Source organism: Streptacidiphilus sp. MAP12-20 (assembly GCF_041262525.1).
Classification (GTDB): Bacteria; Actinomycetota; Actinomycetes; order Streptomycetales; family Streptomycetaceae; genus Streptacidiphilus.
This window is the reverse complement of the sequence record NZ_JBGCCK010000005.1, coordinates 334,564-349,552: the sequence shown is the minus strand read 5'-3', so window position 1 is coordinate 349,552 and position 14,989 is coordinate 334,564. Positions and strand designations below refer to the sequence as shown.

Sequence of the window (14,989 nt, the reverse complement as noted above, 5' to 3'; positions counted from 1 at the left end):
CGGCTTCCTCCACCGCTACAACTACCATCGCTGCCACACCGCACTCGGAGGCCAAACCCCCATCAGCCGAGTCAACAACGCTGCGGATCAATACACCTAGATCCCCGTACCGGACTGAGAGGTTGCTCAGCGAGGAAGCGAGGTCGGGTTCGTAGGCGTCGGGGTTGGTCGCGGTCAGTCGCCAGTAGATGGCGGTGGCCTCTTCGCTCGCGGTCAGGCCCTCTGCCCGTCGTCCGACCTGCCCATAGTCGACCGAGAGGTTACGCAGCGAGGAAGCGAGGGCGGGTTCGTAGGCGTCGGGGTTGGCCTCGGCCAGCCTGCGGCGGATGGCGGTGGCCTCCTCGATCGCGGTCAGGCCCTCCGCGCGCCGTCCGACCTGCCCGTAGTCGACCGAGAGGTTGTTCAGCGCTGTGGCGAGGGCGGGTTCGTAGGCGTCAGGGGCGGCTGAGGCCAACCGCCGGTACACCGCGGCCAGGTCGCGGTTGAGGCGCAGGGCCAAGGGGGCCAGGGTGCGTGAGCGTTGGGGCAGAGCGGCTGTCACCGCCCGGAGGACTTCGCGGCTGGGCGTCGTGGTGTCCAGGGCGGCGTCCAGGGCATGCAGGGTCACGGTGCCGGGGCGGGTGCGACCGGCGTTGGCGTGGGCGACGGCGGCTCGAGCCAGGACGGTGATGGCCTGGGTCTGCTGGGTGCCGGAAGCACCGGTCCACAGGGACGTCGGGGTCTCGGCACCGCCTCCGGTGAGTTGGGTGGAGGCGTGGTACTCGGCGAGGCGGTCGGGTTGCAGTGAGCCCCAGTAGCGGTCGGGGGCCGGCGGATACAGGGCGTGGAGCCATTCCGCGACGTCCAAGGCGGAGCCGGGCGGCAGTCCAGGGATGTTGTGGACGGTGGCGAGGGCTTCGGCCTGGTCGGCGGCTCCGAATGCCACGGCGGTGGCGACCGCCCGTCGCAGGGTGGCCTCGCGGAGGTGGAGGCCGAACATGGGCGAGTGGGCGGTGCCGTGCCAGTAGCGCGCCTCGTGGTCCAGCAGGACGGCCTCGACCGGTCTGCCTTCGTCGCTGTCCACGGGGTCGGGTCCGTGCTGCAGGAGTGCGGCCAGGGCGGTCATCTGCAGGGTCAGGGCGGAGTCGTGGCGCTGGTCGGCCAGGTCGCCGGGCGGAGGCATGGTCGCCGCCAGGGTGGCCCAGTCGGCCTGTGGCAGGCCGGAGACCTGCGGCAGCAGCCGGGACAGATCGGCGGCTGCGGTGGCGTAGGCGGTGGCGCGGTCCCCGGACGCGGCGGTGCGGGCCAGCAGCGGGCCGAGCTCGGTGATGGGCGCGCCGGCCAGGATCGTGCGGGTGTCGGGTCCGGCTCCCAGCGGGTCGTTCTTCCAGTCGCCCTCGCCGCGTGCCAGCAGCAGCAGACGGGTGCGGTGCCGGGTGTGGCGCAGGTGCTCGATCAGGCGGCGGATCAAGTGGGGCACGGTCTCGGCGTAGTCGACGACCAGGAGCAGCGGGAGGGCGGTGTCCAGGGCGGTGAAGTCGGGGTCCGGTCCGGCGGTCTCGGCGGCGGGGTTGGCGAGCAGGTGGGCGGCGATCCAGCCGGTTTCACGGAGGCGGGCGGCCAGTTCGCGGGCGAGGCGGCTCTTGCCCTGGCCGCCCGGTCCGGTGAGCACACGGACCGCGAACGTGTCGTGGTCGCCGTGGCACCAGTCGGTCAGGTGTTGGAGTTCCTGGTCGCGGCCGTGGAAGGTGACGGCTTCGCTCTCGGCCCGCAGGAGGGCGGCGGGTGAGCGCAGCTCGCGAACGCGTGCGGCCGGTGCGAGCAGGTGGCCGGGTTCGACGGGTTCCAGCAGCGGCTCCCAGCCGCTGTGTCGGGTGATCAGGTCGCGGAAGGCGGGGTCGGCGATCAGGTCGTGGGCGCGGGTGGCGGTCAGCCGGGTGCCGCCGGTGGACTGCCGGTCGCGGCGCACGACTCCGGTGAGCTGGTCCCCGCACAGCAGGGCGGCGCCGGAGATCCCGGACCATCTCGTCGCGGTGGAGCAGGGCTCCGCGCCCAAGGGCAGGGCCGGGTCGGTGCTCAGGATCTCGTAGCGGCCGGCCGTGGTGCTGGTGCCGGGGCGGATGGTGCCTTCGAGCTGCTCCTCCAGGCGCCCGGCGGGGCCCTTCTGCATGCGGGGGAAGCCGCGGACGGCGACCGGATGGGGGCGGGTGCCGATCAGCAGGCCCCAGCGTTGGGGCGGGCGGGCGCGTAGGTCGCGCAGGGACGCGGGAGGCTGCCAGCCGGTAGCGGTGCTGGCGTCGACCTCGATCAGAGCGGCGTCGACCAGGCCGTCGTCGTCATTGCGGGACCAGACGACCCGCGCGCCGAAACGATCCGTGCCCAGGTCCGGTCGGGACACCGTCACCTGGACCGGCTGCGCCCGCGGCCTGGTGCCCAGCACGTGCGCGGCGGTCAGCACCAGGCGGGGCGCGACCAGGTAGCCGGTGCCGATCTGCCAGACGCCGTCCGGCCTGCGGGCCCGGAGCTGCACCACACGGTCGAACTCCACCTCAACCCCCGCCCCGCCGCCAGGTTCCTACGCGTCGTCGTCGCGGTCGCTGACGTCGACATCGCCGATGACGCCGCCGGGCAAGTGGGGATTGAGACGCACCGTCAGGGTGTGCGTGGTCGTGTGGGTGCTCTCCCGCTTGCCGCCCAGGCCCACCACACTGAACCGCAGCCCGCCGTCCAGACCACGGGTGCGGGCCAGTTCCAGGCCGAGCTCGAGCGTGATCTCGCCCAGGGCGAAGCGCACCCCCGCGTCCCCGTTCTTGCTGATCCGGTGCTGGGCCTCGGCGACCTGGTCGCGCAGCAGCGTGATCGCATCCGCAAGGTCCAGCGCGTCAGCCGCTCCAGCGGTCCCGTCGCTCACAGCATCCCCCATCGCCCCACAAACCGACAGACTGTCAGTCTCCTACCTCCAATGATCCCGTGGCCGGTAATCGGCCGCAAATCGCCTCAGGGGCCGCGGCCGACGTCCGGCGCGCGGTGGCAAACGGATCAGCTCCGCTGTCGGTCGGCTCTGTCCCCCAGTCCCGACATCCGGTCCGGGCTGACGGCGTCGCCACGGCTGCCGCCGACCGCAGCACAGCGTGCTGATCCACTTCACGCATGCAGAGGTACGACCTCAGCTCGCCAACGCCAACTGGTACTTCTCCAGGAAGTCCGCGACCTCCGGCACAGCCCCGAGCGGGCGCATCCGCTCGGCCGTCGCCGACACCATGCCGCGGATTCGCGTCGAACGGACCTGTGCGAGCAGCCCCACCGCCGTCGAGCCGGTCTCCGCGGCCTCGACCACTGCGCCGCGGCCCAGCTGATCGTGCGCCAACTCGGCCGTGTAGAGCGCGCGGTTGCGCACGAAGTGGGCGGGCTGCAGCGCTATGGCCTGTCGCGCCCACTCCGTCGCGGGCTCGAACTCGCCCAGCGCGGCCCAGCATTGGGCGGTGAGCCCGGCCAACTCGGCCTCGTTGAAGAAGGACATCCACTCGGGGTCCTGATCCGAGACGCCGCTCTCGAAGGCCGTGCGCGCCTCGCCCAACGCCCGGATGCAAGCGCCGCGATCGCGCAGCAGGGCCCAGCCGCCGGCCTCGCGCAGGGCCAGCAGGGAGAGCAGCCGCGCGGACCCGAGGCCCGTGGCGGCACTCCGCGCGGCCTGCGCCGCGCGGACCGCCTCGCGCGGGCGACCCGCGTCGCGGGCCAGGAAGGCGGTGTTGCAGAAGGCGTGCGCCTCCAACGCCGCGTCTCCCGCCATGCGGGCGGTGGCCAGTGCCTCGGCGTAGAGGGAACGGGCTTCCGCCAGGCGGCCGGAGTCGTGGGCGAGCCAGCCGACGGAGATCGCCAACTCGCCCGCCCAGGCCTGCAGAAGCTGCTCGACCCGGGCTGAGTAGGTGCCGCAGTTGAGCAGTTGGTAGGTAGAGCGCAGGGTGTGCCCGGCTCGCTCGAACAGGGTGTCCGCGCCGTGGACGTCGTCCAGGAGCCGGATCTGCCGGACCGCGGATTCGACCTCTCTGACCTCACGGGCGCCGACCTTGGCGCCCGGCAACGGGACCGGGAACGGGACGGCGCCTGCCGTTCCGGCTGCCGCCTGGGTTCCTGCTTGGGTTCCTGCTGGGGCAGCCGGAACGAGCGAGCCCTGGGTGCCCCGTGCCGCGGCCGGGAGATCCCAGCTCAGAGCGGTGACCACAGCCAGTGGGCCGCCGGCCAGGAACGTGCGTCGCTGCACGTCGTCGTTCTCCTCATCGCGTGGCGCCGGGAGCACGGCCGAACGCCGGGACCCCCCTCGGGCCGTGAAGCCCAGATCAGCCAGGCTCGTGCCGGGGAACATATGGCGGAAGACGCGCTCGTAGGCGTAGTTGGGGCACCGGATCTCGCCAGACTCGACCCGGCCGACATAGCGGGCGTCACAGGAGACGTGCTCCCCGATCTCGCGGGCCGCGCGTCGGACCGACGCGGCGAACTCGCGAGGAGAGAGGCTCCCGCGGCGTTCGCGCATCCGCAGGTTGGGAGAGGCGGGCGAAGGGAGAGAGACGTGAGCCATACGGCACCCCCTGGTACGGAATTGCAAGGGAGACATTACTCTGAGCGAGAATTCGAACACGCTCAGTTCTAGGGCAAGACCGACAATTCGGGCGTGATCGCATCGGTTTGCCATGAAATGCCATGCCCTGCTGGGGCAAACCGCCGTGGCCGCAGCCCGCGCCGAGCGTTGTTGGGGATACAGCGGAATCAGGAGAGCCCGGCCGGCGGAGCACGCCGCCGATGCGATCCCCATGGCCAAGGAGGCAGCTGTGCAGGTGGAGGCAGGGCGGCAGGCGAGGCAGCCGCGGCAGGCGGAGCCGAGACGCGGCAAGCGCACCCAGTGCGATGTGGTCACGGTGCCGGAGCGCCAGGGCCTGGAGACGGTGGACATCCTGCGACTGCGCGGCGGCTGCGGCGCGGTGCTGCACGAGGACTCGGAGTCGACGCTCTCCTTCCTGGTCCCGTTCGGCACGGCGGACGGGTGGCAGCTGCCGGGCAGCTCCTGTCGGCACGTGCCGGTCCCGGGTCCGGAGCGCGACTGGCTGTTGCCGCCCCCCGGCGGCGTCCGCGCCGCACTCACCGACCCGGCGCAACTGCGCGCCGCCCTGGGCGAGGCCGCCCGGACGCTCGCCGCCAGCGACGGCTTCTGACACTCACCGCACGAGCGAGCATGCGGCGTCTGTGCCCGCGTGGCCCCTTTCTGGGCCCCGGCCCACTGCGCGCCGCGCTGTGTCGGCTCCGCTTGCGCCGCTGTGCGCCGACGAGCTGTGTAGGCCCGAGGCCGCCTGTGCCCCGCCCAAGACGGCTGCAGGACGGCTGGGAGACAGCCCTGGCCCCGGCGCCGAGAGCAGAGTCCCCGGCCGGATCCGCGGATGCGTTGGAGCGCGATGAATTCGGGTCCTGCCCCCAGCCCTGCCGCGCCGCTGAGCTGGGCCTCCGTTCCGTCGGCCGAAGCAGCCGCCGTCGACGGTCACGGATACTGGACGCGTGGCGAGGAAGCGAAGAGCAGCACAGGACGGCCAGGCGGACGAGGCCGGGGGGCGTGGCAACGGGTCGGGTGCACGGCTGGGGGTCGCCGAGCCGGTCGGCTCCGGTACGGCAGAGCTCGTCCCTGATCGCGACCGGCCGCAGGCCTGGACGGTGCTGCTGGACGGCGCGCCGCAGTCGCACGTCGATATGGCCGATCCGAGTCGGCTGACCTTCGAGTACCAGCGGCGGCTCGGCCGGATCGCGGACCTCGCCGCTCCGCCGGGCCGACCGGTCAGCGTGCTGCACCTGGGCGGCGGCGGCCTGACGCTGCCGCGCTACGTCGCGGCGACCCGGCCGCGTTCCCGGCAGCAGGTCGCGGAGATCGACACCGCCCTGACCGAACTGGTCCGGCGGGAACTGCCGCTGGACCGCAGTTGGCAGATCCGTGTGCGCGGCGGTGACGCCCGCGAGGTACTGACCCGCACGCCCGAGGGCTGGGCGGATCTGGTGATCGCCGATGTATTCAGCGGGGCCCGCGTCCCCGCCCATTGCACCACTGTGGAGTTCGCCGAGGCGGCGGCCCGGGCGCTGGCCCCGGGTGGCCGCTACGCAGTGAACATCGCCGACGGTGGCCGGCTGCCCTTCGCGCGGCGTCAGGTCGCCACCTTGAGGGCGGTCTTCCCCGAGGTCGCCCTGGTGGCCGACCCGGCCGTGCTGCGCGGCAAGCGCTTCGGCAATCTGATCCTGCTCGCCGCGACGACTCCGCTGCCGCTCGCGGAACTCGGCCGGTCCATGGCCGGCGATCCGGTCCTCGGCCGTATCGAGCAGGGTGCCGACCTGGTGGATTTCCAGGCCGGCGCGCTGCCGGTTCGCGACGCGGAGGCGGAGGCCTCCCCGGTGCCACCGGAGGAGGTCTTCCGTCAGTAGGTCGGCCGGCGGGCCCGTGACACTGCGTCACACGACGGGAGGGGATGGCGCCGCCCGGCCGGTCAGTGGCCGCCGGGCAGCCCCCGGTGCTTGTAGCAGGCGACGGCTGTCAGTAGCAGGCCGAGCAGGACCGGCAGGAGCCAGGCCATGGTCCCGACGTGCGTGTCTGGGGTCGGCGTCGGTCCTGAGGCGGGCGCCGGCTGGGGTGCGGTGACGAGCAGAGCGGCGAACACATGCACGCCTGGTCCAACGATCGTGAGCTACGGAGCGTTACTGTCTTTCGGCGTTCTTGCCTCGAAGGGGAGTGGGAGCGCTCCCACTCCTTCTGTGATGGATACTCGCTCCTACTCGTATCGCTGGTCAAGAGCCTTTTTGCATCTTTCACTCGAAAGACTGGGAGCGCTCCCAGATCGGGCGACCCAGGCGCTAGGGTGGTGCCGCACGGCAACGCGCAATGCGGTCGCGAAGGGAGCGCCATGAGCAGCAAGTCCGTCGGCCGCGGCGAGGGCCGCCCCACCTTGGAGGAAGTCGCTGCGCGCGCCGGCGTCGGCCGCGGCACGGTGTCGCGCGTGGTCAACGGCGCCGCGGGGGTGAGTCAGCAGGCCCGTACGGCCGTGGAGCAGGCGATTGCCGAGCTCGGCTATGTCCCCAACCGCGCCGCGCGTTCGCTCGCCACCAGCAGGGCCGACGCCATCGCCCTGGTGATCCCCGAGACGGAGACTCGGCTCGCCTCGGAGCCCTTCTTCGCCTCGATCATTCGCGGCGTGGCCAGCGAACTCTCGGACACCGAACTGCAGTTGCTGCTGATACTGGTGAGCACTGAACGGGAGCGGCGGCGTCTGGCCGGCTTTCTCGACGGCCGTCGCGTCGACGGCGTGCTGATGGTCTCCGTCCACGCCGACGACCCCGTGGTCGATCTCCTCGAGCACACCGGGCTGCCCACCGTGCTCGGCGGCCGTCGGTCGGAGCTGGAGCCGATCAGCTATGTCAACCCCGACAACCTGGGCGGGGCCTGGTCGGCCGTGCGTCACCTGCTCGGTCTCGGCTGCCGCCGGATCGCGACCATTACGGGCCCGCTCGACATGGAGGCCGCGGTCGTGCGTCTCGACGGCTACCGTCGTGCCCTGGCCGAGGCGGGCCTGCCGGACGAGCCCAGGCTGGTCGCTCACGGTGACTTCAGTGAGGGCTCCGGCGAGCGGGCCATGGCCGAACTGCTGGAGCTCGAGCCCGAGCTGGACGCGGTCTTCGCGGCGTCCGACCTGATGGCGGCCGGCGCGATGCGTGTCCTGCGCCGCGCCGGGCGGCGGATCCCGGCCGATGTCGCGGTGGTCGGATTCGACGACTCCCCGGTGGCCCGTCACACGGAGCCGCCGATGACGACGGTCCGCCAGCCGAGCGAGGAGATGGGTCGCGCGATGGCCCGGCTGCTGCTGGAGGAGATCGCCTCGCCGAGCCGGAGTCATCGGCAGGTCATCCTCTCGACCGAGTTGGTGGTCCGGGAGTCCGCCTAGTGTGGTCGGCTCTCCTGGCCCTGATCGCGGAGGTCCGCACGGGCGTTCCTTCCGGGCCGGGCACGCGAGTAGCGTGGAGGTGACGGGGCCGGTTCCGCGTGCCCTTGGGCGAGAGTCGGGTGATGGCGATGCTGGCTGTTGATGTCGTCCTGGGGGTGCTCGGCGCGGGCGCGCTGTGGCTGGCCACCGGGGTGCGGGTCGTCCAGCAGTTCGAGCGCGGCGTGGTGTTCCGCTTCGGGCGCGTGCGCAGCGGGATCAAGCAGCCGGGGCTGACGCTCCTGCTCCCCGTCGCCGACCGGTTGCGCAAGGTGAACGTCCAGATCATCACCATGCCGGTCCCCGCCCAGGAGGGCATCACCCGGGACAACGTCACGGTGCGCGTCGACGCGGTGGTCTACTTCCGGGTCGAGGACCCGGTGCTCGCCACGGTCAACGTGCAGAACTACACCTTCGCGATGTCCCAGGTCGCGCAGACCTCGCTCCGGTCGATCATCGGCAAGAGCGAGCTGGACGACCTGCTCACCAACCGTGAGCCGCTGAACCAGGGCCTGGAGCTGATGCTGGACAGTCCGGCCATCGGCTGGGGCATCCACATCGACCGGGTGGAGATCAAGGACGTCGCGCTGCCCGAGTCGATGAAGCGCTCGATGTCCCGCCAGGCCGAGGCGGAGCGTGAGCGCCGCGCCAGGATCATCACGGCGGACGGTGAGTTCCAGGCGTCACGGAAGCTGTCCGAGGCCGCGACGATCATGTCCGACACCCCGGCCGCGCTCCAGCTGCGTCTGCTGCAGACGGTCGTCGAGGTGGCCGCGGAGAAGAACTCCACGCTCGTGCTGCCTTTCCCGGTCGAACTGCTGCGCTTCCTCGACGGCATGACGCCCAAGCCCGAAGCGGCTCCGAGGCGGGCCGCACCCAAGTCGACCGCGGCCAGCCTTCCCGAACTCGAAGCCGAGGCGGACGCCGAGCTGGAGGCCGAGGGTCTGGTCATTCCCGAGATCGAGGGCCTGCCGGCACCCGAGTTGGAGGCCCAGCCGAGGGATGCCGGGGCGAAGCCCGAAGAGGCTTGATTCGGACCGGAGTTCAGCCACGCGGGGGACAGGAACGACTCAGGGCCCGACCGTTAAGACGGTCGGGCCCTGAGCTGATGGGGTGAGTGACGGGGCTCGAACCCGCGACACCTGGGATCACAACCCAGTGCTCTACCAGCTGAGCTACACCCACCATCCGTCCGGCGCGCTCTCGCGCGCTGACGGAGATAACTCTACAGGATGCCGTGGGGTGCTCACGACCAGGTTTCCGGGCTGGTCAGGCCGCCGCAGCAGTCGTCCGGTCAGGCCGGCGGCAGCTCGTACCGGGCCGCGATCGCGCGCGCCGCGTCGGTGTCCGGTCCGGGTGCGGGCACGAACAGGGCCTCCCGGTAGTACTTCAACTCCGCGATGCTCTCCCGGATGTCGGCGAGTGCACGGTGGTTCCCCTGCTTCTTGGGGCTGTTGTAGTACGTCCGCGGGTACCACCGCCGGGCAAGCTCCTTGATCGAGGAGACGTCGACGATCCGGTAGTGGAGGTGGGACTCCAGAGCCGGCATGTCCCGGGCGAGGAAGCCGCGGTCGGTGGCGACGGAGTTCCCGCAGAGCGGCGCCTTGCCGGCCTCGGGCACGTGCGCGCGGATGTACGCGAGCACCTTCGCCTCCGCCTCCGCGAGCGTGGTGCCGTCGGCGAGTTCGTCCAGCAGGCCGGAGGAGGTGTGCATCTCGCGGACGATCTCCGGCATCTGTTCGACCGCCTCAGCGGGCGGTCGAACCACGATGTCGACGCCCTCACCCAGGATGTTCAGCTCGGAGTCGGTCACCAGGGCGGCGACCTCCACCAGAGCATCTCTTCCCAGGTCGAGTCCCGTCATCTCGCAGTCGATCCACACCATGCGATCGTTCATCCGGCTCACCGTCCCAGGGCTTGTGCATGCGTACTGCTGCTGTCGGCGTCAACCGGGGGCCGCGCGTGAGACTCGTGTGGGCGACCGGTTGACCCGTCATGGTCGATCATCGCCCTCCACGCACGCAAGTCGACACGACCGGGCCGGCCTCGTCGGCCTCGCTGGCCAGGCGGGTCCGGTCGTGTCGCGAGGGTGTCCGGGCACGCGGTGATCTGTCCCATCGGCCGCCGGGCCTCCGGCCACCCGCCCACGCGGCAAGAGCCCTGTCCACCTGGACTGCGGTCGCCACGTCGCGCGTGCCGAGGCCGTCTCACGCGGCCGACACCCTGACGGGAGCCCGGGGCGGGCTCCTCAGGTGACACTCTCGGTGCTGCGCTACCGGTGTTCCGAGCTCCGGCTCCGGAGCGCCGCCGTTGCGCCGTCCGGGTGGCTGAGCGCCTGGGCCGGGCCCGGTCGACCGTCCTCCGCAGGGGAGGTGTGGTCGGCCGGAGCTGCCGGCCTGCCCGCGCCCTGGCGAGCGCGGCCCCCCGCCCGAGCCGGAGGCCGTCCGCCGCCCGGGCCGCCCTGCGGCGGCACCGTCGGCAGGGGCGCACCGAACGGATCCGTCGGCCCGCCCGTAGGTCCTCCCGTCAGCGGGGCCGGCCCGGCTGCGGGGGCATTCGTACCGCCGGTCGTCGGAGCGGACTCGGGCCGACGCGACCGGAAGCTGCTCCGGTACACCGCAGGTGAGACGCCGAGCTGGCGGCGGAAATGCCCGCGCAGTGCGACCGGCGAACGGAAGCCGCAACGGCGCGCGACCTCGTCCACCGACAGTTCGGTGGTCTCCAGCAGTCGCTGGGCCTGCAGTACCCGCTGTGAAATCAGCCACTGCAGCGGCGCGCTGCCAGTCAGGGAGCGGAAGCGCCGATCGAAGGTGCGGCGGCTCATGTAGGCGCGAGCCGCCAGCACCTCCACGTCGAACTGCTTGGAGAGGTTGTCGAGGGCCCAGGTGACGACCTCGGCCAGCGGATCGTTGCCGATTTCCTCAGGTAAAGACCGGTCGACGTAGGGGGCTTGTCCACCGGAGCGGCGCAGCGGGACGACGAGTCGGCGTGCCAGCGCGGCGGCGGCGTCCGCGCCGTGGTCGGCGCGGACCACGTGCAGGCAGAGGTCGATCCCGGCCGCGGTGCCGGCGCTCGTGAGGACGTCGCCCTCGTCGATGAACAGTTCGCGGGGGTCGACCTGGACCTGCGGGTAGCGCTTGGCGAGGGTCGGCGCGTACATCCAGTGGGTCGTCGCGGGCCGACCGTCGAGCAGGCCTGCGGCGGCCAGCACGAACGCGCCGGTGCAGAGGCCGATGATCCGGGCTCCCTCGGCGTGGGCCTTGCGGAGGGCCGCGAGCGCCTCGGGCGGGGGTGTCTGCGCGGCGGATCGCCAAGCGGGCACGACGACGGTGCCGGCCCGGGCCAGGCCCTCGAGGCCGTGGGGCGCGGTCATGGTGAGCCCGCCCGTCGTCGCGAGCGGACCGTTCTCCCCGGCGCAGACCAGCAGGCGGTAGTGCGGGAGCCCGGAGTCCTGCCGGTCGATCCCGAAGACGGAGAGCGGGATCGAGCTTTCGAAGATCGGACCGCCGCTGAAGAGCAGGACGGCGACGATCTCCGGACGGCGGCGCCCCGAGAGCTTGCGGGTGACAGCGGTGAGGTTGGCGGAACCGGTGGCGCCGACCGGGACGCCGGCCGTCGCCTCGTCCCCGGTGGCGGTAATCCTGCTGACCCTGCTCAAGGCGCTCCGGCCCCCCTCGCTGTCATGGTCGTCCCGGTGGTGTGGTTCCCACGGTGTCGTCTGCACCGTTCCTGCGATGGCGCCTGTCGAGCCCCCGCTCCTCGTCCCGCTCCCATCAAGATCGAATCTACTGGCTCGGACGATGGTGTTGCGACTAGTTCACCATCAGACGCTATATCGACATGGCAATTTGGCGTGAAGCATTCGATCACGAAGACTGGCACCCATCCACCTGTCAGGGAAGGGGGCATGCGGCCCGGTGGCCAGTTGTCGCACGGCTGCAACGCACTTGACGGCTCCGCAGCAGCTCAGTCGGCGGGTCTGGGCTGCGGGTACGGCCAACGTCGGGCATGTGTCTCCAAGTTGACCGAAAAGAGGCGCTCGGGAGTGCGCGGGGGCGCATACACCGCGCGCGCGAGGGCCCCTCGCGGCTGCTCGGCGCCGTCCCGGGGCCCAGGCTCGGTGGACCTGTCCGCCCACGGCACTAGGGTGACCGGGTGGGATTCGAACTCGCGGTCGCCAATGCCGCAGGTCACTGGAGGGCCATGGCGGAGGCGCGTGGCTGGATGTGCGTGACCCGCCCGGACTTCACGGTGGTCCGGGCGAACGACGCCGATCGCGTGCTGTTGACCGCTCCGCCCAGAGACCCGGCGGCGCTGACGGCCGAGCTGTTGACGCTCCTTCGGGAGTGGGGAACCCATCAGCTGTGCCTGGAGGACCCGTACCTGGTGCTCGATCTGTCCGAGCAGGGCTGCGAGGCGGCGCTGGCCATGCCGGTGATGGTTCGCGACGCGTCGCCGCTCGGGCCTGACGTGGGCGTCACGTCCGGCGTGCCCGTCACGGCTGGGGGGCAGGCTGGGCGGCCAGAGGTGTCCGCGGAGGAGGCCCTGGCCGAGCCTCAGCTCGCCGAGGTCGAGCGAGTCGTGGTGGATGGCTTCCCGATCGCCACGCGGCAGCCCTGGCGCCGCGGCGGCCAGTTCCCGGCCGAGTACTCGCACCTGCCGGGACGTCGCAGCTGGCTCGCCCGAGTGGACGGCCGTCCCGCAGCGGCCTGTGTCACCTGGGACGACGGCGCCGCCGTGGGCTTCTACTGGGTGGCCACGCTTCCCGATCAGCGCTCACGCGGTGCGGCCGCCACGTTGATGCGCGCTGCCCTGGCTGCCCACCCTGACCGGGTTGCGACCCTGACGGCGACGCTGCTGGGGGAGCCGCTCTACCGCCGCCTCGGCTTCAGCGAGCGCGGCCTCTCGCGCTGGTGGCGCCACACGGGTACTCCGGCGCAGCCGCGCTGGTGACCCGGGCTGCCGGCCGTGCACGGTGACCTGCCGCGGGCGCTCCGTCTGGCCCGAGATCCCGGAGAGCCCGCAGCTCCGGCACTGCAGCTACTCGCCAGGCAGCCCCGGGACCGAGCGGCAGACCTCTGCCGACCCGCTCTCCAAGCTCGTCGACTCCTCCGGGTCGCCCGGTGCTGCGGCGCTGAGAATGACGGCCGGCGGCAAGACGGCGCTGTCCAGGGCACAAGCCGCGATCAGCGTGATGGTGGCGGTCGGCCGCCATCAGCAGCGCACCGCGCGGCGCGCCGGTGCGGGAATCAGCCCGGCCCAGCGGGCGGGACAGCCGTCCGTTGCAGGCCATCGCGACGGCGAGCCCGCCTGCCCGCCTGCCCGCCGCTTGTCCGACCAGCGACGCCGCTGCCGCGGCTGCCCTGCACCGACATCCGCGCCGCCTGAGAGGCCCCCGCCGCCCCGGGAGCCGCCACAGGCCCGATCCGGCGTTCCGGGCCGCTCAGGCGTGGAGCGGTGCGCTCAGCACCTCCGTCACGGCTTCGGGTAGCCCACCTGCGGTCAGCGTGGGGCGGTAGCCCAGTTCCGGCCAGGGGCGGCCGTGGTCGAGCCAGACGCTGCGGAGCCCGGCCACCGCCGCCCCGGCGATGTCCGCCGGCGCGTGGTCGCCGACCATCCAGGTGCTGCTGGTCCAGGAGCCGTCTGCCGTGGTGGCCCGGGTCGGAAGACCGCAGCGGTCGGCAGCCAACCGGAAGATCCGCGGATCCGGCTTCTCGCAGGCGGCCTCCTCGGAGATCACCCAGCCGTCGACCAATCCGGCCAGTCCGGTTCGCTCGATCTTGGCCTGCTGCGGTTCCGTCTGGCCGTTGCTGACGATTCCGAGCGTCCATCCGGCGTCCCGCGCCCGCCGCAGGGCCTCGCGGTGCGGCTCAGGACAGCTGATCAACTCGATCATGGTGTCGGCGTAGTCCCGCAGCAGTGCCTCCAGGGACACACGCAGTCCGTATCGGGCGACCGTCGCCCGCATCAGCGACTCGCGGGGGAAGTAGCCGCCGCAGTCGAGCGTCGACAGCCAGCCGAGATCCTCGACCGGCAGTGCCCAGTTGTGGAGGAAGCGCTGCGCCCAACCGCGGAAGGCCAGGTTCCGATCGATGAGGGTGTTGTCGAGATCGAAGAGCAGCAGAGGCGGCATGGCCGCATCGTTCCAGTCTTCTGGCATATGCGGCAGATGTAGGGGTGGCTTTTGTCCGAAAATCAGTGCGACATACCGGCGGTTTGTGCGGGCCCAGACCGTTGCACAAGAGGCGGCGCTCAGGCATGCTCCATGCACGCCCTGGGCGCACGCATCCTCCGTTCGCGGGAACTGCGGCCCCTGTGCGCTCCGCATCTGTGCGGAGACAGATTGTCGCCGTACCCTGGAAGGAAGAGGAAAACCGGCTGCTTGTCGGCCAACCTCGCCAAGACGTCAGCTCATTCCCCGCGTTCCTCCCCGCGTACCATCCTCGGATCCCACCTCGCGAAACGCCTAGAAGCCATGGCCGGTTACGAGCATCCAGAGCCCCGCGAACACAAGCAGCCGACGGGACCCCAACTGCCGATGCCAAGTTTTGAAGTCCAGTCACAGCAGGCGCGCCCGTGCGACCCGGCGTTCCTCCACGGTGTGGTGGTCGGGTTCGACGGCTCCGTCTCCAGTGAGCGCGCGCTGGCCTACGCGGTAGGCATGGCGCGACGCTCCGGCTCCGGACTGGTACTGGTGCACGTGGCGAACCGACTTCCGGCCACGGTGTGGGCCGGCTGCGAGCCGCCCGTCTTCGTGGACGTGCCGGACCACCGCACCGAGGTGCTCGGGCTCGAGCTGGCCTGTGCGGAGTTCCTCTGTGACGTGCCGTGGCTGCTGGTGGAGCGTGGCGGGGACATCTGCCACGAGCTCGAAGAGGTCGCGCGGGAGTACGCCGCGGACGCGATCGTCGTGGGCGGTACGCACGGGCTGCTGGGTCGGCTCTTCGGTTCGGTGGCGGGGCGGCTGGCCCGTCGCGCCAACCGCCCCGTCGTCGTCATCCCCTGAGCCT

12 protein-coding genes, 1 tRNA gene and 1 pseudogene are annotated in these 14,989 nt (G+C 71.7%); 6 read left to right on the top strand and 8 right to left on the bottom strand.

What is annotated here, in order from left to right; genetic code table 11:
- Nucleotides 1-361 precede the first annotated feature (361 nt).
- From ABIA32_RS09385 to ABIA32_RS09375, 3 genes and pseudogenes are all read right to left on the bottom strand, one after another.
- Nucleotides 362-2,419: pseudogene (locus ABIA32_RS09385) on the bottom strand (ATP-binding protein); the annotation flags it as partial.
- 135 nt (nucleotides 2,420-2,554) lie between these two features.
- Nucleotides 2,555-2,890: a trypco2 family protein gene (locus tag ABIA32_RS09380; protein WP_370093491.1), complete on the bottom strand. Its 336-nt coding sequence runs from the start codon at nucleotides 2,888-2,890 to the stop codon at nucleotides 2,555-2,557.
- 255 nt (nucleotides 2,891-3,145) lie between these two features.
- On the bottom strand, nucleotides 3,146-4,555 hold the full coding sequence (locus ABIA32_RS09375; RefSeq protein ID WP_370093489.1) for a tetratricopeptide repeat protein: 1,410 nt from the start codon (nucleotides 4,553-4,555) through the stop codon (nucleotides 3,146-3,148).
- Nucleotides 4,556-4,805: 250 nt separating this feature from the next.
- Between ABIA32_RS09375 and ABIA32_RS09370 the strand changes: the two genes are divergently transcribed.
- The gene (locus ABIA32_RS09370) at nucleotides 4,806-5,186 is read left to right on the top strand and encodes a hypothetical protein (RefSeq protein ID WP_370093488.1); all 381 of its coding nucleotides are present in this window, start codon (nucleotides 4,806-4,808) and stop codon (nucleotides 5,184-5,186) included.
- A 415-nt stretch (nucleotides 5,187-5,601) separates the two neighbouring features.
- A complete protein-coding gene (locus ABIA32_RS09365) occupies nucleotides 5,602-6,432 on the top strand; it encodes a spermidine synthase (protein ID WP_370093519.1) in 831 nt (276 codons plus the stop codon).
- 62 nt (nucleotides 6,433-6,494) lie between these two features.
- On the opposite strand, the gene ABIA32_RS09360 is transcribed toward ABIA32_RS09365, so the two are convergent.
- Complete coding sequence (locus tag ABIA32_RS09360; protein ID WP_370093487.1) at nucleotides 6,495-6,671, bottom strand: hypothetical protein; 177 nt, start codon at nucleotides 6,669-6,671, stop codon at nucleotides 6,495-6,497.
- A 237-nt stretch (nucleotides 6,672-6,908) separates the two neighbouring features.
- Here ABIA32_RS09360 and ABIA32_RS09355 point away from each other — a divergent pair, with 237 nt between their 5' ends.
- Together ABIA32_RS09355 and ABIA32_RS09350 are read left to right on the top strand one after the other, a co-directional pair.
- Nucleotides 6,909-7,943: a LacI family DNA-binding transcriptional regulator gene (locus ABIA32_RS09355; protein ID WP_370093485.1), complete on the top strand. Its 1,035-nt coding sequence runs from the start codon at nucleotides 6,909-6,911 to the stop codon at nucleotides 7,941-7,943.
- Nucleotides 7,944-8,071: 128 nt separating this feature from the next.
- Nucleotides 8,072-9,010 (top strand): slipin family protein, encoded by a 939-nt coding sequence (locus ABIA32_RS09350; protein ID WP_370093483.1) that lies wholly within the window; start codon nucleotides 8,072-8,074, stop codon nucleotides 9,008-9,010.
- A 78-nt stretch (nucleotides 9,011-9,088) separates the two neighbouring features.
- On the opposite strand, the gene ABIA32_RS09345 is transcribed toward ABIA32_RS09350, so the two are convergent.
- The 3 genes from ABIA32_RS09345 to ABIA32_RS09335 all read right to left on the bottom strand — a co-directional run bounded on the left by ABIA32_RS09345 (nucleotide 9,089) and on the right by ABIA32_RS09335 (nucleotide 11,511).
- Nucleotides 9,089-9,164: transfer RNA gene (locus tag ABIA32_RS09345), tRNA-His, on the bottom strand.
- A 109-nt stretch (nucleotides 9,165-9,273) separates the two neighbouring features.
- Nucleotides 9,274-9,876, bottom strand: a complete 603-nt coding sequence (gene orn, locus ABIA32_RS09340) for an oligoribonuclease (RefSeq protein WP_370093482.1) — start codon at nucleotides 9,874-9,876, stop codon at nucleotides 9,274-9,276.
- A 375-nt stretch (nucleotides 9,877-10,251) separates the two neighbouring features.
- On the bottom strand, nucleotides 10,252-11,511 hold the full coding sequence (locus ABIA32_RS09335; protein ID WP_370093518.1) for a helix-turn-helix domain-containing protein: 1,260 nt from the start codon (nucleotides 11,509-11,511) through the stop codon (nucleotides 10,252-10,254).
- A gap of 623 nt (nucleotides 11,512-12,134) precedes the next feature.
- Between ABIA32_RS09335 and ABIA32_RS09330 the strand changes: the two genes are divergently transcribed.
- Nucleotides 12,135-12,932, top strand: coding sequence for a GNAT family N-acetyltransferase (locus ABIA32_RS09330; RefSeq protein WP_370093481.1), 798 nt, complete (start codon nucleotides 12,135-12,137; stop codon nucleotides 12,930-12,932).
- A gap of 490 nt (nucleotides 12,933-13,422) precedes the next feature.
- On the opposite strand, the gene ABIA32_RS09325 is transcribed toward ABIA32_RS09330, so the two are convergent.
- On the bottom strand, nucleotides 13,423-14,112 hold the full coding sequence (locus tag ABIA32_RS09325) for an HAD family hydrolase (RefSeq protein ID WP_370093480.1): 690 nt from the start codon (nucleotides 14,110-14,112) through the stop codon (nucleotides 13,423-13,425).
- Nucleotides 14,113-14,454: 342 nt separating this feature from the next.
- Here ABIA32_RS09325 and ABIA32_RS09320 point away from each other — a divergent pair, with 342 nt between their 5' ends.
- Entirely contained in the window at nucleotides 14,455-14,985 is a 531-nt protein-coding gene (locus ABIA32_RS09320; protein WP_370093479.1) for a universal stress protein, read from the top strand.
- Nucleotides 14,986-14,989: the final 4 nt, after the last annotated feature.